The sequence below is a fragment of the Streptomyces sp. NPDC050617 genome (genome assembly GCF_040654795.1).
Taxonomy (GTDB): Bacteria; Actinomycetota; Actinomycetes; order Streptomycetales; family Streptomycetaceae; genus Streptomyces.
Genome location: NZ_JBFAIS010000005.1, coordinates 14,244 through 32,977 on the forward strand (window position 1 = coordinate 14,244; position 18,734 = coordinate 32,977).

The window sequence follows — 18,734 nt, forward strand, 5'->3', positions numbered from 1 at the left end:
TCACGCCACCGTCGGCTCGGACGAGCCGTACGCCTCGTCCGCCAGCCGCTCCTCCATCGCCGCCGCCGCCCGCTCCTCCGCCTCGGCCTCCACCGCCAGTTCCAGCGCGAGGCCGTCCTCCGTCATGGCCCGGTCGGTGTAGACGAGCGGCCGTTCCGCCTCCGTGATCAGGTGTTTGACGACCTGTACGTTGCCGTTGACGTCCCAGACCGCGATGCCGGGCGTGAGCGTCGGGATGATCTCGACGGCCCATCGGGGCAGCCCCAGGACCAGGCCCGTGGCCCGCGCCTCGTCGGCCTTCTGGGCGTAGACCGTGCGGGTCGAGGCCATCTTGAGGATCGCGGCGGCCTCGCGCGCCGCCGAGCCGTCCACCACGTCGGAGAGGTGGTGCACGACGGCGACGAAGGAGAGGCCGAGGCGGCGGCCGAACTTCAGCAGCCGCTGGAAGAGCTGGGCGACGAACGGCGAGTTGATGATGTGCCACGCCTCCTCGACCAGGAAGATCCGCTTCTTGCGGTCGGGGCGGATCCAGGTGTGCTCCAGCCAGACGCCCACGATGGCCATCAGGATCGGCATGGCGATGGAGTTGCGGTCGATGTGCGAGAGGTCGAAGACGATGAGCGGGGCGTCCAGGTCGATGCCGGCCGACGTCGGGCCGTCGAACATGCCGCGCAGGTCGCCGTCGACCAGCCGGTCCAGGACCAGCGCGACGTCCAGGCCCCACGCCCGTACGTCGTCCAGGTCGACGTTCATCGCCTCCGCGGACTCCGCCTCGGGGTGGCGCAGCCGCTCGACGATGTCGGCCAGCACCGGCTGCCGGTCCGTGATCGTCTCGTTCACATGGGAGTGCGCGACCTTGAGGGCGAAGCCGGCGCGCTCGTCGAGCCCGTGGCCCATGGCGACCTCGATGATCGTACGGAGCAGGGCCAGCTGGCCCGTCGTGGTGATCGAGGGGTCGAGGGGGTTGAGGCGGATGCCGCCGTTCAGGGCGGCCATCGGGTCGAGCCGGACGGGGGTGATCCCCAGCTCCTGGGCGATGAGGTTCCACTCGCCCACGCCGTCCTCGCCCTGCGCGTCGAGCACGACCACCTGGCGGTCGCGGAACCGCAGTTGGCGCAGGACGTAGGTCTTCTCCAGCGCGGACTTGCCGTTGCCGGACTCGCCGAGCACCAGCCAGTGCGGGGCAGGGAGCTGCTGCCCGTACAGCTGGAAGGGGTCGTAGATGTACCCCTTGCCGCTGTACACCTCGCGCCCGATGATCACGCCCGAGTCGCCGAGGCCGGGCGCGGCGGTGGGCAGGTAGACGGCTTGGGCCTGGCCGGTGGAGGTCCGCACGGGCGGCCGGGTCGTCTCCACCTTCCCGAAGAGGAAGCTGGCGAACGCCTCGGACAGTGCGGCGAGCGGATCGAGCACGGCTTGCCCCTATCGTCGGATGCCGGTCGCGAACGGCAGCGTGTTGACGAAGGCCCGGTGGTGCTCGCGGTCGCACCACTCCAGCTTGAGATAGCTCTTGCCCGCCGACGCCCTGATCGTCCGCTTGTCGCGGGCGAGCGCCTCGGGTGACCGGGAGGAGACGGTCAGATAGCCGACCAGGTTGACCCCGGCCGCGCCGCTCGCCAGGTCCTCGCCGCGCTGGTCGACGCGGACGTGGTGGGCGCTGTCGCGGGGGTCGATGACGCGGTTCATCTTGGCCTGCCGGGACGCCTCGGCGTCGTCGTTGGTCTTCTCCGTGAGCATCCGCTCGATGGCGACGTCGGTGGGCTCCAGGTCCATGCAGACCGCGACGGTGCGGATCACGTCCGGCGTGTGCACCAGCAGCGGGGCGAGGAAGTTGACGCCCACGGGCGTCATCGGCCACTCCTTGACCCAGGCCGTGGAGTGGCACCAGGGCGCGCGGGTGGCGGACTCGCGGGTCTTCGCCTGGAGGTACGTCGGCTCCATGGCGTCGAGCTCGGCGGGCCAGGCGTTCCGCTTCGACATCGCCTGGATGTGGTCGATGGGGTGGTCCGGGTCGTACATGGAGTGCACGAGCGAGGCGAGCCGGCCCTGGCCGAGCGGCTGGCGGACCCGGATGTCGGCCTCGGCGAGGCGGGCGCAGATGTCGGTGAGCTCGCGGGCCATGACCACGGCGAGCCCGGCGTCCCGGTCGAGCCGCCGCTTGCCGGCCTCGTGCCGGGAGGCGCGCGCCATGGCGTTGGCCTCGGCGGCGAGTTCGCGGGTGAAGTGCATGCAGGCGACGAGGTACGCGCGGTGCTGCTCGGAGGAGGTGGACACCATGGACTGGAGCTGGTCGTAGGAGTCCTGGAGCCACTGCGGTGACTTGTCGGAGCCGCGCCGCTCGACGTCCTTGGCGTGCGCGTCGGGGTCGGCGGGCAGCGTACGAGCCAGCATCTGGATGCGGGTGACGAAGCCGTCCCCGTTGGCGACGTGCTTGAGCAGCGTCCCGAACCGGTCGACGAGCGCCTCCTGGTCCTCGCTGTCGCGCAGTCCGACGCCGGGGCCCTCGATCTCGATGGCGGCGGTGACGGTGCGCCGGTCGGCGTGGAGCAGGACGGCGATCTCGTCGGGGCCGAAGGGCGCGGACAGCCAGTTGATGCGGCCGACGCCGGGCGGCGGGCCGACCTCGACCTCCCGGCCGTCGAGGGAGGTGCCGGCCTCGGTGACGGCGGACCGGTAGGAGGAGCCGCGGCGCAGGGTGCGCTTGAACGAGCGGTTGATCTCGAACCACTTGTAGAAGGTGCGGTTCTTGTACGGGACGTAGACGGCGGCGAGCGCCAGTATCGGGAAGCCGGAGAGGGCCGCGATGCGCAACGGCAGGATCTGGATCACCAGGCCGCCCACCATGCCGAGGAACGCGCCCGCGATAATCAGCGCGATCTCGCCGGTCTCGCGGTTCTTGCCGACGACGGCGTTGGGACGGGCGCGGCCGATCAGATAGGTACGGCGGGGTGCGATCGGCTGGGCCTGTGACTGAGTCGTCAATGCCCGTCACCTCCTGGGGTCTTGCCGGTGCTGCGGTCCTGCGTGCGGGGTGCGGGGGCGGCGGGCTTGTTTCCCGCGCTCCCCGCGCCGCCGCCGGAGCCGCGGCTGCTGTGGGCGGCGACGCCGCCCGATACGGGGTTGGCTGGCTTGGTCTGCTGGCCGCCGCCTCCGCCGCCCCCGCCGCCGTCCGAGCCGCGGGCGCTGTGCGTGTTGATGCCCTGTTTGACGAGGGCGGCCGGGGAGGAGATCACGGCGGCGGCCTGCCGGGACGCGGGGTCCCTGCTGGCGCTGCGGCTGTTGATGATCTCGTCGCCGAAGCCGGGGACGAAGCGGTAGATCATCGCGCTCGCGAAGATGGCGAGGATGATGATGGCGAGGCCGGAGACGACGGCCGAGATGGCGTTCGGGCCGTTGCCGGAGGACAGGGCGCCGGCGAGGCCGAGTACGACCACGATGATCGGTTTGACGAGGATCACCGCGATCATGATGCCCGCCCAGCGGCGGACGTGGCCCCACATGTTCTTGTCGACGAGGCCCGCGTAGACGGCGGTGCCGAGCAGCGCGCCCACGTACAGGAGCGCGGCCCGGATGACCAGCTCCAGCCAGAGCACGCCCGCGGCCAGCACGGAGACGAGGGAGACGACGATCAGCATGATGGGGCCGCCGCCGATGTCCTGGCCCTTCTTGAGGGCGCTCGCGAAGCTGCCGAAGAAGGCGTCGTTGTCCGCGCCGGTGCCCTTGGCGATGACGTCGGTGACGGCGTCGGTCGCGGAGACCACGGTGTAGAGGATCAGCGGGGTGAACGCGGAGGCCAGGACCGTCAGCCACAGGAAGCCGATGGCCTCGGTCAGCGCCTCGGTGAAGGGGACTCCGCGCACGGCGCGCTTGGCGACGGCCAGCAGCCACAGGACGAGCGTCAGGACGGTGGAGGCGGCGAAGACGACGGCGTACTGGCGCAGGAAGTCGCTGTTGGTGAAGTCGACGTTGGCGGTGGACTTCACGGCGCCGGAGAGCTTGCCGACGATCCAGGCGGCGGCGTCGCCGCACCCCTTGGCGAGGGACGACAGGGGGTCGAGGGGGTTGGAGGGGGAGCTGGGGCCGGAGGGGGCGCCGCCCTGCCGCTTCTCGCACTGCTCCTTTATCGAGCCCAGGAGGAACTCGCAGTTCTCCTTGGTCGCGCCGGGGGAGGGGCTGTTGGTCGCGCCGGGGGTCGCGGGCGGCGTGGGGGCGGCGAAGGCTCTGGCCGACAGCAGGACCGCGGTCGTCTGGACCGCGGCGAACGCGCCGGTGATCGTCAGGGCGCGGGCCGGTCGGCGGCGTTTACCGGGCATAGGTGAACCCTCCGAAACCTTGCACAGCGTCGGACATGTCCTTGGCCGAGGATGCGGCCTGGTCGCGGCCGACCGGAGTCGGCCCGTCCTTCTGCGAGAAGGCCGTGACCTTCCAGTCGTCGCCGACCCACTTCAGTTGGAAGGTGCTGGTGTACCAGCCCTCGGAGACGGGGTTCTTCGAGTGCTCGCCGGCCAGCCCGAAGAGCGTGGAGTACCAGACGGCGACGCTCGCGGTGTCGTCCTGGTACGAGACCGTCTTGGTGCCCGCCGGGTTGGTGCGGGAGACGAAGGCCATGCCGGACGGGGCGGTGCCGTCGGCCTTGAGGCCGAGCTTGACGGAGCGTTCGCCGGAGTAGGCCTTGTCGTAGTCGCTCTGCCGGGCGGTGACGACGTCGGGCGCGTAGACGGCGGCGACGATGCGGTGGCGGGTCTCGCCGCGGAACATGCCGTCGGAGCTGAGCGCGACCGCGTAGTTGGCGGCGGCGCTCTGCGCGCCCTGCTCGGTGTGGGCGAAGCCCTTGGCGATGCCGTCGTTCTTGCCGTCCACGGGCTTGACGCCGGTGGGGGCCGTCGCCTGGGCGTGGGCGTTCTTGTCGCCGCCCTTGGGGCTGTCGCCGCCGCCGTCGCCCCCGTCGCCGCCGCTGCGGTTCGCGAAGGCGATGGCGGCGACGAGGAGCACCACGACGCCGACGACGGTCATCAGATTGCGGCTGCTGAGGCCCGTACGGCCGGGCCGGCCGCCGCGCCGGGCGCCGTCGTAGGAGTCGCCCTCGCCCTCGGGCAGCCGGGTGCGGGTCGGGCGGCCCTGGTCGTCGGGGTTGCCCCTGCCCCGGCCCGCTCTGCCGCCCCTGCCGTGGTCACCGCCACTGCCGTAGCCCTCGTCGCCGTCGAGACTCATAGCGCGTAAGCCCCCTCAAACGTCGTCGATGACAGGCTGCCCGTATATGACGGTAGCGGCGCGGAAGGGGTTGCGGGCGAGGAGGGGTGAGTGGGCATCAGCAGGCAGCCTCTGGTGCGGGGGGTGGGACTTGGGGGAGTTCGGGGACGGGAGAAGAGTCTGCGCGGGGACGATGCGCGGCGGGGGCGGGGGGTGGTGGGGTGCGGAGGGGGAACGGTAGTGCTACGTACGGAGTTGTACGGGTTTGTCGTGCCGACTTGCCGCATGGGTTTGCGGACGAGTTTGCGGACGGGGAGTCAGACGGCCATTCCGTAGACGATCGTGAACAGGGTGCCCAGCGATCCGATGATGAACACACCGGTGAGCCCGGCGACGATCAGCCCCTTGCCCTGTTCCGCGCTGAAGGTGTCGCGCAGCGCCGTCGCGCCGATCCGCTGCTTCGCCGCGCCCCAGATCGCGATGCCCAGGCACAGCAGGATGGCGACGGCCATGACGACCTCGACCATGATGCGGGCTTCCTTGCCCAGGGTCCCGAACGGGCCCCAGTTGGGGGCGATTCCGCCGATGATGGTGGTGATGTCGTCTTTTGCGGCTGCCAGAAACATATGTAACTCACCGCCCCTTATGGGTAGTTGTTTACACCCTCCATCGCGGTGACGGAGGTCAGGCCCTATCTTCGCCGACAAAGCCGCCAACGCATGTCGACTTGGCGTCATTTTTTGCAGGACCCGCACGTGCCGCTGATCACTCCGCCCCCGCCCGTGGCGCGCGGCGCTGTCAGTGGGGTGCCCTATCGTCACTCTGTGTACCACGCGTATAGACGCCGAGCAATGATCGTCGAGGTGGGGGCCGGTGCCGATGTTCAAACGACCGCGTGTTCGGTGGGTACGCTGTGGCGGTCTCCCTCATATGCGCTGCGCGCTGCGGCCGTCGAGAGGATTTAACGCATTCACCGCGTCCCGCGCACGCTCGGGATGCAACGAGATCGAGGATGGTACGGGTGCTGGTTGCCGATCGGTACCGGTTGGGAGATCTGCTCGGGCGTGGCGGAATGGGCGAAGTCTGGCGGGCCTCCGACGAGGTGCTGGGCCGTCAGGTCGCGGTCAAGCTGCTGCTGGGGAACGACGGCGACGAATCGGCGGCCATGCGCTTCCGCATGGAGGCGCAGACCGCGGCGCGGCTGAACCACCATCAAGTCGTCGGGGTGTACGACTTCGGCGCCTGGGACGGGCGCTTCTATCTGGTCATGGAGCTGGTGCAGGGGCCCAGCCTGGCGCAGGAGCTGTCCTCGGCGGCGGGCGGGGCGCTCGCCCCGGCGCGGGTGGCGGACATCGCGGCGCAGGCGGCGGCGGGGCTGGCGGCGGCGCACCGGCAGGGCGTCGTGCACCGGGACGTGAAGCCCGGAAACCTGATGACCGACGCCGACGGCACGCTCAAGATAGGCGACTTTGGCATCGCCCGGTTCGTCGACGAGACGTCGGCGGGGCTGACGAGCGCGGGCCAGATCGTCGGCACGAGCACCTACCTCGCGCCGGAGCGCGCCCTCGGCCGTGCGGCGGGGCCGGGCTCGGATGTGTACGCGCTGGGGTGCGTGCTCTATCAGCTGCTGGTGGGGCAGCCGCCGTTCTGGGCCGACACCCCTACCGCGCTGCTCTACCAGCACGTGGACTCCGACCCGGTGCCCCCGCGGCAGTACGTCGGCGGGCTGCCCAGCTCCTTCGAGACGTATCTGCTGCGGATGCTGGCCAAGCGGCCGGAGGACCGGCCGACGGCGCAGGAGGCGGCCGACTGGTTCGGCGGCGGCGCCTGGCGCGACATACCCCAGCCCCTGCCGGTGCCCGAGCCCGCGCCGGTGGTCGCCCCCGCCCCGGCGCCTGCCCTGGAGCGGGAGTCGCTGGCGACGTACGCGCTGCCGTCGGCCGGGCATCGGAGCGCGGGCCGGAGCCCGGCGGGGCGGACGGCGGGCCGGAGCGCGCCGGCGCGCGGCGCGGGCGGCGGCACCCGGGGCGCGGCCCGCGGCGGCGGGCCCAGGGAGCTCACGGCGGGCGGCGGCCGGGGCGGTCCGGCCCCGACGGGGCTCGGCGCCGTGCGGGCGTGGCTGCGGCAGCACAAGGTGCTGTTCGGCGTGGTCGCGGGCGGAGTGGCCTTCGTGGCGGCGATGGCGATCGGCGCGTCCGTGTTCGCCCCGGACGTCACGGGATCGCAGGGCCCCGAGGCGGTGTCGACGGATACGCCGGGCGACGCGGGCCAGGGGCAGGGCCGGGGCGCGGGGCAGCGATGAGCGCTGTGGCCGCGGCGCGCGGCGGCGTACGGGCCGGAGGACCGCCGGCCCCGGAGCCGTACGGCCTCGGCCCGGTCGCCGTCGGCCGCCCGGTCCTCGGTCCCGCGGTCCCCGGTCGCTCAGTCCTCGATGAAGTGGTCGAACTCGCCCGCCTTGACGCCGAGGACGAACGCGTCCCACTTGGCGCGGGTCGTGATGACGACCTCGTCGGGCTTGAGGTTCTCGCGCAGATAGACGTTGCCGTCGTCGCCGAAGGCGACTTCGAGGAACTCCTTCTCGGTGCCGTCGGTGGCCTGCTGCCAGTCGAGCTCGGTCACTGTGCCCCCTTGTGCGGGTCCGGTCTGACGCCGGCACCCACGATAGAGGAGTGGGGCGAGGCACTCTCGCCAGGTGGGGGCGGGTAGCCGTACCGTGCGGAACTACGGATTCGTGGGTGGGCGGGCAGGGGAGGCCGACGGGGTGCGAAAAGTCTGGTTGGGCGTCAGCGTCGGTATCGGGATGTCCCTTTGCTTCATCGGCCTGCTGGTCGTGGGCGTCTATTCGGCCGCCTCGAACCTGATGGGCGGCGGTACGTCCGGGGCCGTCGGGCTGGCGAAGGGCGCGGTGCCGGCGCAGTACCAGGCGCTGGTGCAGAAGTGGGGCAACCTCTGCCCGGCGCTGAGTCCGCCGCTGCTGGCGGCGCAGCTGTATTCGGAGAGCGGCTGGAACCCGAAGGCCGTGAGTCCGGCCAACGCGCTGGGGATAGCGCAGTTCATCCCCGGCACGTGGGAGGCCCACGCCATCGACGGCAACGGGGACGGCAAGAAGGACATCTGGGACCCGGAGGACGCGATTCCGTCCGCGGCGACGTACGACTGCGATCTGGCCAAGTACGTGAAGAACGTGCCGGGGGACGTCTCCGACAACATGCTGGCCTCGTACAACGCGGGCGCGTACGCGGTGATCAAGAACGCCGGGGTGCCGCCGTACCAGGAGACCCAGGGGTATGTGAAGACGATCCGCACGCTGGCGAAGAGCTTCGCCAGGCCGGTCGGCCGGGTCGCGCCCTCGCAGCAGGCGGCCGGGGCGATCTACTTCGCACAGAAGGTGCTCGGCACGCCGTATCTGTGGGGCGGGAACGGCACGGCGGATCAGGGCGGGCGGTTCGACTGCTCGGGACTGACGAAGGCCGCGTACCACTCGGTGGGCATCGAGCTGCCGCGCGTCGCGAACGACCAGTGGAATGCGGGTGAACACCCCAAGCGGGACGAATTGATGCCGGGTGATCTCGTTTTCTTCGCCAATGACCTGAATGACCCGCGCAGCATTCACCATGTGGGGATGTATGTGGGGGACGGTTACATGATCAACGCGCCGTTCACCGGTGCGGTGATCCGCTACGACAAGATTGATAAACCCGATTACATCGGCGCGACGCGTGTGACGGAGGATGGCGCGAAAGCACTGCCCGAACCCAACGCCGCGTAGAAGCCCTGCCCTGAGCTGCGACGATGGGTCACCCTTCGGTAACGTCCTGGTGATCATTGAGTGGAGAACGGAACGTCGGCCGGGGCATTGACGTTCCATTGAAGTGGGCACGCGGCGCGCTGTTACCGGCGTTATCGACCACGGGGGTTGGCAGCTGCACGTAGTGACAGGCGAAAGATAAGGGGCCGCGGCAGATGGCTGGACTCGCGATGGACGGCTCGAACCCCGACGTCAGCGTTCTCTACGACATCAACGGCTTCGCCAAGGGCGCCCCGCACTGGTTCGACCGCGCGATGGAGTTCACCGGCGAGTACGGCATCGTCATCGGGCTCGCCGTGCTGATGCTCTTCGCCTGGTGGGGCGCGCGCAAGCGCGACGACGCCCCGGCGGCCGTGGCCGGACTGCTCTGGGCGCCGGTCGCCGCCGGGCTGGCGCTGCTGGTCAACATCCCCATCCGGGACCTGGTCCAGCGGCAGCGGCCCTTCATGGAGCACCAGGGCCTGGAGGTCCTGGTCAAGGGCAAGACCGACTTCTCCTTCGTCAGCGACCACGCCACGCTGGCGATGGCCGTCGGGGTCGGCCTCTTCTGCGCCAACCGCAAGTACGGCCTGGCCGGCATCGCCCTGGGGCTGCTGGAAGGGTTCTGCCGCGTCTATATGGGCGTCCACTACCCGACCGACGTCGTAGGCGGCTTCGCGCTCGGCACGGCCGTGGCCCTCCTCTTCGCGCCGCTCGCGATGATGCTCCTCACCCCGATGATGACGAGGCTCGCGGAATCGCGCGCCGGATGGCTCGTACGGCCGCGCCCGCCGGCCGCGGCGGCCGCGGACGAGGAAGCGGAACTCCCGGAGCCGCGCCGCCGCGACAACGATCTCGCCGCGTAGCACGGGCCCGGAACATCGCCCCGCGCGGGCGGTCCGGCCCCGCCGGTGCGGTCAGAGCGCCTGCGGGAAGTCCAGCACGCGGTCCGGGTCGTACTGGCCCTTCAGCTTGGCGAGGCGGTCGGCGGCGTCGCCGTAGTAGGCCTTGCGCCAGTCCTTGAGGCCGGGGTCGGCGTAGTTCTGGTAGGCGGAGCCGGAGGCGAAGCGGCGCATGGCGGAGTGGATGCCGTCGAGCCACGGCGTCTGGGCGGAGCCGGAGCCGCCCTGCTGCCACGAGGTCAGGTACTGGGCCAGGAACAGCTGGCGGCGGTGGACGAACGCGGTGGCCAGCGGCTTGACGCGGTTGATCGCCCCGCCCATCGCCGTCAGCTGGACCGAGCCCTTCCCGCTGCCCGCCGTGTGGCTGAACCGCTCGAACTGGCCCACCAGCGTCTGCAGGCCCGCCGCCGTCAGCTCCCGGTCGAAGAAGTCCGAGCGCGCCGCGTACGTCTCGCGCCCCAGCGTCCCGCTCGGCCGGCGGCCCGGCGTGCTGCCGGGCAGATGGCACTCGTCGGCCGACTTCGTGCCGCACCCCGCGTAGCGGCGCATCGTGTCGAGATAGGTGTGCTGATAGACCGTCACGGAACCGGCGGAGCCGCCCGCCGACTCCACCAGCCGGTCCATGGCGTTGCGCAGATCGCCCGCCGTGCCGATGGTGAACGCGGAGACGGCGACGGTCGGTTCCTGCCCGGCCGTCACGGACAGATCGCACGCCGTCCATATCTCGTCCGGCTGCTCCGGCCCCCACTTCTGCCAGGCGCGGAGCACCGCGGCCGCCCGCGACCAGGGGAAGGAGACATAGCCGGTCGCCCCGCTCGCCGCCCGCCGGGTACGGAACCGCAGCTCGGTGACGACCCCGAAGTTGCCGTTGCCCGCGCCGCGCAGCGCCCAGAACAGGTCCGCGTTGTGGGAGTCGTCGCACTCCAGCGTCTTGCCGTCCGGCGTGACGATGGTCGCGCCCGTCATGCTGTCGCAGGTCAGCCCGTACGCGCGGGAGACGACGCCATGGCCGCCGCCGAGGGTCAGGCCGGAGATGCCGACCGTGGGGCAGGAGCCGCCGGGGACGGTGACGCCCTGCCCGGCGAGGCCCGTGTAGACGTCGATGAGCTTGGCGCCCGCGCCGATCGCGGCGGTGGTCGAGGACGTCGTACGGACCGTCTTCAGCCGGGAGACGTCGATGACCAGGCGGCCGTTGCCGCTGGACCAGCCGGCGTAGCTGTGGCCGCCGTTGCGGATGGAGACGGGGGTGCCGTGGCGGCGGGCGAAGGCTAGGCACTCGGCGATGTCGGAGGCGCCGGAGGTGTAGGCGATCGCGGCCGGGCGCCGGCTGTCGTAGCGGGTGTTGTACAGCTGACGGGCCGTCGGGTAGTCGGCGTCGTCCGGGCGTATGAGGCCGCCGTCCAGGCTCTTGCCGAGCGCGGTCCAGTCGGGGTCGTGCGCCTGGCGGCTGGGCGGTACGGACGGCTTGCGGCCGGCGGCCGAGGCGCCGTTGCCGTCGGGGGCCGGGCCCGGGTCACCGCTGCACGCGGCGAGCCAGCCGCCGCCCGCCGCCAGCCCGGCGCCCGTCGCCAGCAGTCTGCGCCTGTCCATCGAGTTCTGTGCCCCCTATGCCGTGCTCCTGCCGTGCCGGGGCGCGCGGTGGCCGCGGCGCCGCTCGGTCACGTCCGTTCAGACAGATGGCCTACCCGCGTGCGGGGTTCCGTCACCTGTTCCGCCCAGGTGGGCCTCGGCGTCCTCGCGGGCGCGCGCACGGGCCCGGCGCGCCGGGCCGTACCAGCCGCACGCACATCGGGCGACGCAGAAGGAGCCGTTCTCCGTGGTGGTCGTGGAGTGGGCGTGGGGGGTCTGTTCGGACACGTGACCACGCTACCGGCCGTGACGGGGCCCCGGGACCGTCGTTGAACGGGGCGGGTGTCCAGGTGCAGCGGGACCAGTGGGACCAGGGGGTCGGTCGTCGATGGCGGTGCAGGAGCGAGGACGCGGGGGCGCGGCCGTCGCCACCGCCGTGACGGCCGGGATCGCGGCGGGGCTGCTGGCGACGGCCGGCTGCTCCACGGGCGCCGCCACCGGGGACCGGGGCGAGGCCGCGGCCGTACGGGCGGTGGGCGCGCCGGCCCCCGGCGAGGCCCTCGACGCCGTGCGGCACGCCGCCGATGTGCTCGCCGGGGCGGGCGGGGCCCGCGTCCGTACGTACCTGGAGACCGTCAGCGGCGGCACCCGGCTGACCATCGCGGGCACGGGCGGCTACGGCTTCGGGGATGCGCTGGGGCGGCTGCGGGTGCGCGTACCGGATCCGGGGGGCGCGGTGCCGGGGGCCGGGTCGGCCGACTCCGCCGGGCACGCGTCGATCACCGAGCTCTTCGCGCCCGGCGCGCTCTATATGAAGAACCGCGGCGCCGGAGTCCCCGAGAACAAGTGGGTACGGCTGGCCACGGGCTCGCTCGGTGACGGAAATCTCGTCGCGAACGGGGCGACCGACCCGCTGGCCGCCGCGGAACTGCTGCGCGGGGCGCGGCGGGTGGAGTACGCGGGGAGCGAGCGGTCCGGCGGGGCCACCGTCCGGCACTTCAAGGGCAGCTGCGACCTGGGGCGGGCCGCCAGAGCCGCCTCGGCGGGGCAGCGGGAGGCCCTGGCAGCGGCGGCGAAAGGGTTCTTCGGCCGTACGGTCACCTGCGACGCCTACCTGGACGAGCAGGGGCGGCTGCGCAAGGTCCGGCACCGCTTCACGGTCTCGGACGCCGAGCACGGCGCGATGGACGTGGCATCGACGGTGGAGCTGTATGCCTTTGGGGCGAAAGTCACCGTGAGACTACCCGCGGCGACGGATATCTATACGGGGAAGGTTGTTTCTCCGGGGAATTAGTCGCGAGCCGTCGGAGCGGGCCATCGAAATGGTCCGTCTGTGCCATGCACGGGGTGTGCGGCGATCCGTACGCTGGTGAGTCGCCGATCGGAGAAGGAGGTGGAACCCGTGGTTTCGCGTCGACCTTCGTCCGGTGCGTCGGACCCCGTGGCTGCCCTCGTCGAGATCGATCTCTACGGCGAGTTGATGATCGCGGCGTCCAGCGCGGACGAGGAACGGCTCAGTCCGGACCGTATCGACGAGGTGCTGAGGGTGGTGCCGCAGCGGCGGGCGGAGTCCGCGCAGGGGCCGGATTCCCGGTGGCGGCCGGATTCCCGGCGCTGACGGGTCCGGCACGGTGGCCCGGTTTCCCGCGGCCCCGACGGCGGTCCGGGTGAATGGGGCCGGTCAGGTACGCAGCAGGCGCGCGATGGCGGCGGTGGCCTCGGCCACCTTGGCGTCGATCTCCTCGCCGCCGCGCTTGGCCGCGTCCGCCACGCAGTGCCGCAGGTGCTCCTCCAGGAGCTGGAGGGCGAAGGACTGGAGGCCCTTGGTGCTGGCGGAGACCTGGGTGAGTATGTCGATGCAGTAGACATCCTCGTCGATCATGCGCTGGAGGCCGCGGATCTGGCCCTCGATCCGGCGCAGCCGCTTGCGGTGCTGGTCCTTCTGGTGGCTGTAGCCGTGCGGGCCGCGGTCGTGGTCGGCGGTGGCGAGCGCCTCGGCGGTCGCGTCGGTCGGGGCGGGCGCATCGGAGGCGTCCGGGGCGCCGTTCACTGCGGCTTCCGTGGTCGTCATGGCGTCCTCCGTCGTCCTGAATGGGCCTTATACCCCCACCGGGTATATGGTACCGATCTTTTGGCTGTTTCGCCGTGCCGAGCACATTGAGGGCGGTACCCCCTGCTGAGCACTCTGCCCGATGGGCGACACTGATGGAATGCCAGTTAGCCGTGGCTTGATGATGCGCCTAGCATCAAGTCGACCGAATCCGCTGCACCCCGAGGACCCCCAGTGCGCTTTCGTCTGACCCCCAGGGAGACGAGCTTCTACGACATGTTCTCCGCCTCCGCGGACAACATCGTCACGGGCTCGAAGCTCCTGATGGAACTGCTCGGGGCGGATTCCTCCGCCCGGGTCGAGATCGCCGAACGGATGAGGGCAGCGGAGCACGCCGGGGACGACGCGACACACGCGATCTTCCACCAGCTGAACTCCTCATTCATCACGCCATTCGACCGCGAGGACATCTACACCCTCGCGTCGAGCCTCGACGACATCATGGATTTCATGGAAGAGGCCGTCGACCTGGTCGTTCTCTATCAGGTCGACAAGTTGCCGAAGGGCGTGGAGCAGCAGATCGAGGTGCTCGCGCGGGCGGCGGAACTCACCGCCGAGGCCATGCCGAATCTGCGCACGATGAGCAATCTCACCGAGTACTGGATCGAGGTCAACCGGCTGGAGAACCAGGCGGACCAGATCCACCGGAAGCTCCTGGCGCACTTGTTCAACGGCAAGTACGACGCCATGGACGTGCTCAAGCTCAAGCAGATCGTGGACGTGCTGGAGGAGGCGGCGGACGCTTTCGAGCACGTCGCCAATACCGTCGAGACCATCGCGGTCAAGGAGTCCTGACCTCCGGTGGACACCTTCGCGCTTGTCGTGACCATCGGGGTCGCGCTCTTCTTCACGTATACGAACGGCTTTCACGACTCCGCGAACGCCATCGCGACCTCGGTCTCCACGCGGGCGCTGACCCCGCGCGCGGCCCTCGCGATGGCCGCGGTGATGAACCTCGCCGGCGCCTTTCTGGGCAGCGGGGTCGCCAAGACCGTCAGCGAGGGACTGATCGACACGCCGACCGGCGGGCAGGGGATGATGATCCTCTTCGCCGCGCTGGTCGGGGCGATCGTCTGGAATCTGACCACCTGGTACTTCGGCCTGCCGTCGTCTTCCAGCCACGCGCTCTTCGGCGGAATGGTGGGCGCGGCGCTGGCCGGTTCCTCGACGGTGTACTGGTGGGGGGTCTGGGAGAAGATCGTTCTCCCGATGTTCCTGTCGCCCGTCGTGGGCCTGGTGCTCGGCTACTTCGTGATGGTCATCATTCTGTGGCTGTTCAAGGGATCCAATCCGCACAAGGCCAAGCGGGGATTCCGGATCGCGCAGACCGTGTCGGCGGCCGGTATGGCGCTCGGGCACGGTCTTCAGGACGCCCAGAAGACGATGGGCATCGTGGTGATGGCCCTGGTCATCGGCGGTGTCGAGGACGAGGGCGACCCCATTCCGATCTGGGTCAAGATCGTCTGTGCGCTGATGCTCTCGCTGGGTACGTACGCGGGCGGCTGGCGCATCATGCGGACGCTGGGGCGCCGGATCATCGAGCTGGACCCGCCGCAGGGGTTCGCGGCGGAGACGACGGCGGCTTCGGTGATGTACACGGCGTCCTTCATGTTCCACGCGCCCATTTCCACTACGCATGTGATCACTTCGGCGATTATGGGTGTGGGGGCGACGAAGCGGGTCAAAGCGGTTCGGTGGGGGGTGGCCAAGAACATCATCATGGGGTGGTTCATTACGATGCCGGCCGCTGCCATTGTCGCTGCGCTCAGCTATTGGGTGGTGAACCTGGTGTTCGGGTAGCCGGGGCGGCTGTCCGAGCCGGGCTGCGCCGCGGCTTCTCGGGGCTCCGCCCCGGACCCCGGTCCTCAATCGCCGGACGGGCTGGATGGGTGGGCTCCGCCCCGACCCCGGTCCTCAATCGCCGGACGGGCTGGATGGGGCTCGGGTGTTCTTGAGTGTCGGGCGGGCTGGATGGGGCTCGGGTGTTCTTGAGTGTCGGGCGGGCTGGATTGGGCTCGGGTGTTCTTGAGCGCTGGACGGGCTGGATGGGTGGGCTCCGCCCCGGGGCCCGGTCCGGGCGGGCTGGATTGGGCTGGTGTGCGGGGCGTGTGTTCGGCCGTGGGGCGGGGGGTGAGGTGTGGGCCCGCCCCTGGGAGCAGGGGCGGGCCCCGTCTTGCGGTGGCACCGCCATGCAGCACCGCTCGACGTGTGGGGCCGGTCAGCCGAAGCGGCCGGAGATGTAGTCCTCGGTGGCCTGGACCGAGGGGTTGGAGAAGATGCGCTCGGTCTCGTCGATCTCGACGAGCTTGCCGGGCAGGCCGACACCGGCGAGGTTGAAGAAGGCGGTGCGGTCGGAGACGCGGGCCGCCTGCTGCATGTTGTGCGTCACGATGACGATCGTGAAGCGCTCCTTGAGATCGCCCATCAGGTCCTCGATGGCGAGGGTGGATATCGGGTCGAGCGCGGAGCAGGGCTCGTCCATGAGCAGGACCTGCGGTTCGACGGCGATGGCGCGGGCGATGCACAGCCGCTGCTGCTGGCCGCCGGAGAGGCCGGCGCCCGGCTTGTTGAGGCGGTCCTTGACCTCTTTCCAGAGGTTGGCGCCCTTGAGGGACTTCTCCACGACGTCGTCCAGTTCGGACTTGCGCACCCGGCCGTTGAGGCGCAGGCCGGCCGCGACGTTGTCGTAGATGGACATGGTCGGGAAGGGGTTCGGGCGCTGGAAGACCATGCCGACCGTGCGGCGTACGGAGACGGGGTCGACCCCGTGCCCGTACAGATCCTCGTCGTCGAGCAGCACCTTGCCCTCGACGCGGCCGCCGGGGGTGACCTCGTGCATCCGGTTCAGGGTGCGCAGGAAGGTGGACTTTCCGCAGCCGGAGGGGCCGATGAAGGCGGTCACCGAGCGGGGCTCGACGGTCATCGAGATGTCCTCGATGGCCTTGTGGCCGCCGTAGTACGCGTTGAGGCCGCCGACGTCGATGCGCTTGGCCATGTGAATCACTTCTTTTCTGCGACCGGCCCCGCTGGCGGAGCCGCGTATCGGGATGGCCTCAGCGGCCGGTCTTCGGGGCCTTCCAGCGCGCGATGGCGCGGGCGACCAGGTTGAGGATCATGACGAAGGCGATCAGTACGAGGGCGGCGGCCCAGGCGCGGTCGTAGGAGGCGTCGTTGCCGTTGGCCCACTGCTCGTAGATGTAGTACGGCAGCGAGGACTGGGCGCCCTCGAAGGGGTCGTCGTTGATCACCTGGGAGCCGAAGACCAGCAGCACGATGGGGGCGGACTCGCCGGCGATACGGGCGACGGCGAGCATCAGTCCGGTGGTGATGCCGCCGATCGCGGTGGGCAGCACGACCTTGAGGATGGTGCGCCACTTCGGCACGCCGAGGGCCAGGGACGCCTCGCGCAGCTCGTTCGGTACGAGCTTGAGCATCTCCTCGGTGGAGCGGACCACGACCGGCATCATCAGGATGGCCAGGGCCAGCGATCCGGCGAATCCGGAGTAGCTGAAGTCCAGCATGATGATCCACAGGCTCAGGATGAACAGGCCGGCGACGATGGAGGGGACGCCGGTCATCACGTCCACGAAGAACGTCACGGCCTTCGCGAGCCGGCCGCGCCCGTACTCCACCAGGTAGATGGCGGTCAGCAGGCCGATCGGGGCCGCGATGACGGTGGCGATGCCGACCTGTTCCAGGGTGCCGATGATCGCGTGGTAGACGCCGCCGCCGGGCTGGATGGTCAGTACGCCGGCCATCGAGTGGGAGAGGAAGGCGCCGTCGAGGACCTTGACGCCGCGCGTGATGGTCTCCCAGAGCAGGGAGACGAGCGGGACGACGGCGATCAGGAAGCAGACCCACACCAGGCTGGTGGCGAGGCGGTCCTTGGCCTGGCGGAGGCCCTCGACGCGGGCGGCTGCCGCGTACATGACGGCCACGTAGAGGATCGCGGCGATCAGGCCCCACTGCACGCGGCTGCCGAGTCCGGCGCCGAGGCCGATGGCGACGCCGGCGGCGACGGCGAGGGCCGCGACGGCGGCCGGGGTCCAGCGGGGCAGCCGCGGCCGGCGCAGGGTGACCTGCGGGAGCGGGGCGCTGTCGGAGACCGTCGGCCGGTCCACGATGACGTCACTCATGCCGTGTACTCCTTGCGACGCGAGATGATCATCCGGGCCGCGCCGTTGACCAGCAGGGTCAGTGCGAACAGGACCAGGCCGGAGGCGATGAGCGCGTCCTTGCCCAGCTCACCGGATTCCTTGAAGCTGCTGGCGATGTTCTGCGCGAAGGTGCCGCCGCCCGGCTCCAGCAGGCTGGCGTTGATCACGAAGGCGGGCGAGAGCACGGTGGCGACGGCCATCGTCTCGCCGAGGGCGCGGCCGAGGCCGAGCATCGAGGCGCTGATGACGCCGGAGCGGCCGAAGGGGAGGACCGACATCCGGATGACCTCCCAGCGGGTGGCGCCGAGCGCGAGCGCGGCCTCCTCCTGCATCTTCGGGGCCTGGAGGAAGACCTCGCGGCTGACGCTGGTGATGATCGGCAGGATCATGATCGCGAGCAGGATCGAGATGGTGAAGATCGACCGGGAGGGGCCGCCGGAGTAGGAGAAGACGCCGGTCCAGCCGAAGTAGTCGTTCAGCCAGCTGTAGACGCCGCCGAGGTGGGGGACGAGGAAGAGGGCGCCCCACAGCCCGTAGATGATCGAGGGGACGGCGGCCAGCAGGTCGATGACGAAGGCCAGCGGGCTCGCGAGGCGGCGCGGCGCGTAGTGCGAGATGAAGAGCGCGATGCCGACCGCGACGGGCACGGCGACGGCCATCGCGATGACCGAGCTGACGACGGTGCCGAAGGCGAGGACCGCGATGCCGAAGGTCGGGTGCGCGGAGTTGGGGTCCCATTCGAAGGTGGTGAGGAAGTTGCCCTCGTCCGCGGAGATCGCGTTGGCGGCGCGGACGGTGAGGAAGACCGCGATGGCGGCCATGATCACCAGGAGCAGGATGCCGGAGCCGCGGGAGAACGCGAGGAAGATCCGGTCACCGGCTCGGGTGGCGGCCTTCGTCGGTCGTGGTGGGGGGCTGGTCACTGGGGTCGGTGATATGTCCATGGGTTTCTCCGGTCTGCGGAGCCGGACTTCCCGGCTCCTGGCGCGGCGGTGCACCGGACGGTGCGGCCGGGCCCG

At 70.6% G+C, this 18,734-nt stretch carries 19 protein-coding genes; 7 read left to right on the forward strand and 12 right to left on the reverse strand.

Going from position 1 to position 18,734, the window contains the following annotated elements; all coding sequences use genetic code 11:
• From AB0I49_RS08575 to AB0I49_RS08595, 5 genes are all read right to left on the reverse strand, one after another.
• Positions 1-1,413 carry an ATP-binding protein gene (locus tag AB0I49_RS08575; protein WP_363226090.1) on the reverse strand — a complete coding sequence of 471 codons (1,413 nt, stop codon included), beginning with the start codon at positions 1,411-1,413 and terminating at the stop codon, positions 1-3.
• 9 nt (positions 1,414-1,422) lie between these two features.
• Positions 1,423-2,982: an SCO6880 family protein gene (locus tag AB0I49_RS08580; protein ID WP_363226091.1), complete on the reverse strand. Its 1,560-nt coding sequence runs from the start codon at positions 2,980-2,982 to the stop codon at positions 1,423-1,425.
• The gene (locus AB0I49_RS08585) at positions 2,979-4,313 is read right to left on the reverse strand and encodes a hypothetical protein (protein WP_363226092.1); all 1,335 of its coding nucleotides are present in this window, start codon (positions 4,311-4,313) and stop codon (positions 2,979-2,981) included. Before AB0I49_RS08585 ends, AB0I49_RS08580 begins: the two co-directional genes overlap by 4 nt.
• Positions 4,303-5,211, reverse strand: a complete 909-nt coding sequence (locus tag AB0I49_RS08590; RefSeq protein ID WP_363226093.1) for a hypothetical protein — start codon at positions 5,209-5,211, stop codon at positions 4,303-4,305. The genes AB0I49_RS08585 and AB0I49_RS08590 overlap by 11 nt, the downstream gene beginning before the upstream one ends.
• A gap of 296 nt (positions 5,212-5,507) precedes the next feature.
• On the reverse strand, positions 5,508-5,816 hold the full coding sequence (locus AB0I49_RS08595; RefSeq protein ID WP_363226095.1) for a hypothetical protein: 309 nt from the start codon (positions 5,814-5,816) through the stop codon (positions 5,508-5,510).
• A gap of 386 nt (positions 5,817-6,202) precedes the next feature.
• Between AB0I49_RS08595 and AB0I49_RS08600 the strand changes: the two genes are divergently transcribed.
• Positions 6,203-7,492, forward strand: coding sequence for a serine/threonine-protein kinase (locus AB0I49_RS08600; RefSeq protein WP_363226096.1), 1,290 nt, complete (start codon positions 6,203-6,205; stop codon positions 7,490-7,492).
• A 119-nt stretch (positions 7,493-7,611) separates the two neighbouring features.
• Here the strand turns inward: AB0I49_RS08600 and AB0I49_RS08605 are convergent, their stop codons facing one another.
• Entirely contained in the window at positions 7,612-7,809 is a 198-nt protein-coding gene (locus AB0I49_RS08605; protein WP_363226097.1) for a DUF397 domain-containing protein, read from the reverse strand.
• A 142-nt stretch (positions 7,810-7,951) separates the two neighbouring features.
• Here AB0I49_RS08605 and AB0I49_RS08610 point away from each other — a divergent pair, with 142 nt between their 5' ends.
• On the forward strand, positions 7,952-8,959 hold the full coding sequence (locus AB0I49_RS08610; protein WP_363226098.1) for a bifunctional lytic transglycosylase/C40 family peptidase: 1,008 nt from the start codon (positions 7,952-7,954) through the stop codon (positions 8,957-8,959).
• 194 nt (positions 8,960-9,153) lie between these two features.
• A complete protein-coding gene (locus tag AB0I49_RS08615) occupies positions 9,154-9,843 on the forward strand; it encodes a phosphatase PAP2 family protein (protein WP_363226099.1) in 690 nt (229 codons plus the stop codon).
• A gap of 51 nt (positions 9,844-9,894) precedes the next feature.
• Here AB0I49_RS08615 and AB0I49_RS08620 read toward each other — a convergent pair whose 3' ends face one another.
• Positions 9,895-11,469, reverse strand: coding sequence for an FAD-binding oxidoreductase (locus AB0I49_RS08620; protein WP_363226100.1), 1,575 nt, complete (start codon positions 11,467-11,469; stop codon positions 9,895-9,897).
• A gap of 78 nt (positions 11,470-11,547) precedes the next feature.
• Positions 11,548-11,736 carry a hypothetical protein gene (locus AB0I49_RS08625; RefSeq protein WP_363226101.1) on the reverse strand — a complete coding sequence of 63 codons (189 nt, stop codon included), beginning with the start codon at positions 11,734-11,736 and terminating at the stop codon, positions 11,548-11,550.
• 100 nt (positions 11,737-11,836) lie between these two features.
• On the opposite strand from AB0I49_RS08625, the gene AB0I49_RS08630 reads away from it, so the two are divergent.
• Together AB0I49_RS08630 and AB0I49_RS08635 are read left to right on the forward strand one after the other, a co-directional pair.
• A complete protein-coding gene (locus tag AB0I49_RS08630) occupies positions 11,837-12,742 on the forward strand; it encodes a hypothetical protein (RefSeq protein WP_363226102.1) in 906 nt (301 codons plus the stop codon).
• Positions 12,743-12,850: 108 nt separating this feature from the next.
• The gene (locus AB0I49_RS08635) at positions 12,851-13,066 is read left to right on the forward strand and encodes a hypothetical protein (protein WP_363226103.1); all 216 of its coding nucleotides are present in this window, start codon (positions 12,851-12,853) and stop codon (positions 13,064-13,066) included.
• 63 nt (positions 13,067-13,129) lie between these two features.
• Here the strand turns inward: AB0I49_RS08635 and AB0I49_RS08640 are convergent, their stop codons facing one another.
• Positions 13,130-13,519, reverse strand: coding sequence for a metal-sensitive transcriptional regulator (locus tag AB0I49_RS08640; protein ID WP_363226105.1), 390 nt, complete (start codon positions 13,517-13,519; stop codon positions 13,130-13,132).
• 213 nt (positions 13,520-13,732) lie between these two features.
• On the opposite strand from AB0I49_RS08640, the gene AB0I49_RS08645 reads away from it, so the two are divergent.
• Both AB0I49_RS08645 and AB0I49_RS08650 read left to right on the forward strand, forming a co-directional pair.
• Positions 13,733-14,353: a DUF47 family protein gene (locus tag AB0I49_RS08645; RefSeq protein ID WP_030892276.1), complete on the forward strand. Its 621-nt coding sequence runs from the start codon at positions 13,733-13,735 to the stop codon at positions 14,351-14,353.
• A gap of 6 nt (positions 14,354-14,359) precedes the next feature.
• Positions 14,360-15,358 (forward strand): inorganic phosphate transporter, encoded by a 999-nt coding sequence (locus tag AB0I49_RS08650; RefSeq protein WP_363226106.1) that lies wholly within the window; start codon positions 14,360-14,362, stop codon positions 15,356-15,358.
• A 418-nt stretch (positions 15,359-15,776) separates the two neighbouring features.
• Here AB0I49_RS08650 and pstB read toward each other — a convergent pair whose 3' ends face one another.
• Genes pstB through pstC form a run of 3 tightly spaced genes read right to left on the reverse strand, consistent with a single transcriptional unit; the run spans position 15,777 to position 18,659 of the window.
• Complete coding sequence (gene pstB / locus AB0I49_RS08655; protein WP_363226107.1) at positions 15,777-16,553, reverse strand: phosphate ABC transporter ATP-binding protein PstB; 777 nt, start codon at positions 16,551-16,553, stop codon at positions 15,777-15,779.
• A gap of 58 nt (positions 16,554-16,611) precedes the next feature.
• Positions 16,612-17,694, reverse strand: coding sequence for a phosphate ABC transporter permease PstA (gene pstA, locus AB0I49_RS08660; protein WP_363226108.1), 1,083 nt, complete (start codon positions 17,692-17,694; stop codon positions 16,612-16,614).
• Entirely contained in the window at positions 17,691-18,659 is a 969-nt protein-coding gene (pstC, locus tag AB0I49_RS08665; RefSeq protein ID WP_363226109.1) for a phosphate ABC transporter permease subunit PstC, read from the reverse strand. Before pstC ends, pstA begins: the two co-directional genes overlap by 4 nt.
• Between the last annotated feature and the right edge of the window lie 75 nt (positions 18,660-18,734).

Coding starts and splice junctions, on each gene's coding strand:
- AB0I49_RS08585 (WP_363226092.1), bottom strand. CDS start 4,313: ATGCCCGGTAAACGCCGCCGACCGGCCCGCGCCCTGACGATCACCGGC.
- AB0I49_RS08590 (WP_363226093.1), bottom strand. CDS start 5,211: ATGAGTCTCGACGGCGACGAGGGCTACGGCAGTGGCGGTGACCACGGC.
- AB0I49_RS08595 (WP_363226095.1), bottom strand. CDS start 5,816: ATGTTTCTGGCAGCCGCAAAAGACGACATCACCACCATCATCGGCGGA.
- AB0I49_RS08600 (WP_363226096.1), top strand. CDS start 6,203: ATGGTACGGGTGCTGGTTGCCGATCGGTACCGGTTGGGAGATCTGCTC.
- AB0I49_RS08615 (WP_363226099.1), top strand. CDS start 9,154: ATGGCTGGACTCGCGATGGACGGCTCGAACCCCGACGTCAGCGTTCTC.
- AB0I49_RS08620 (WP_363226100.1), bottom strand. CDS start 11,469: ATGGACAGGCGCAGACTGCTGGCGACGGGCGCCGGGCTGGCGGCGGGC.
- AB0I49_RS08630 (WP_363226102.1), top strand. CDS start 11,837: ATGGCGGTGCAGGAGCGAGGACGCGGGGGCGCGGCCGTCGCCACCGCC.
- AB0I49_RS08640 (WP_363226105.1), bottom strand. CDS start 13,519: ATGACGACCACGGAAGCCGCAGTGAACGGCGCCCCGGACGCCTCCGAT.
- pstB (WP_363226107.1), bottom strand. CDS start 16,553: ATGGCCAAGCGCATCGACGTCGGCGGCCTCAACGCGTACTACGGCGGC.
- pstA (WP_363226108.1), bottom strand. CDS start 17,694: ATGAGTGACGTCATCGTGGACCGGCCGACGGTCTCCGACAGCGCCCCG.
- pstC (WP_363226109.1), bottom strand. CDS start 18,659: ATGGACATATCACCGACCCCAGTGACCAGCCCCCCACCACGACCGACG.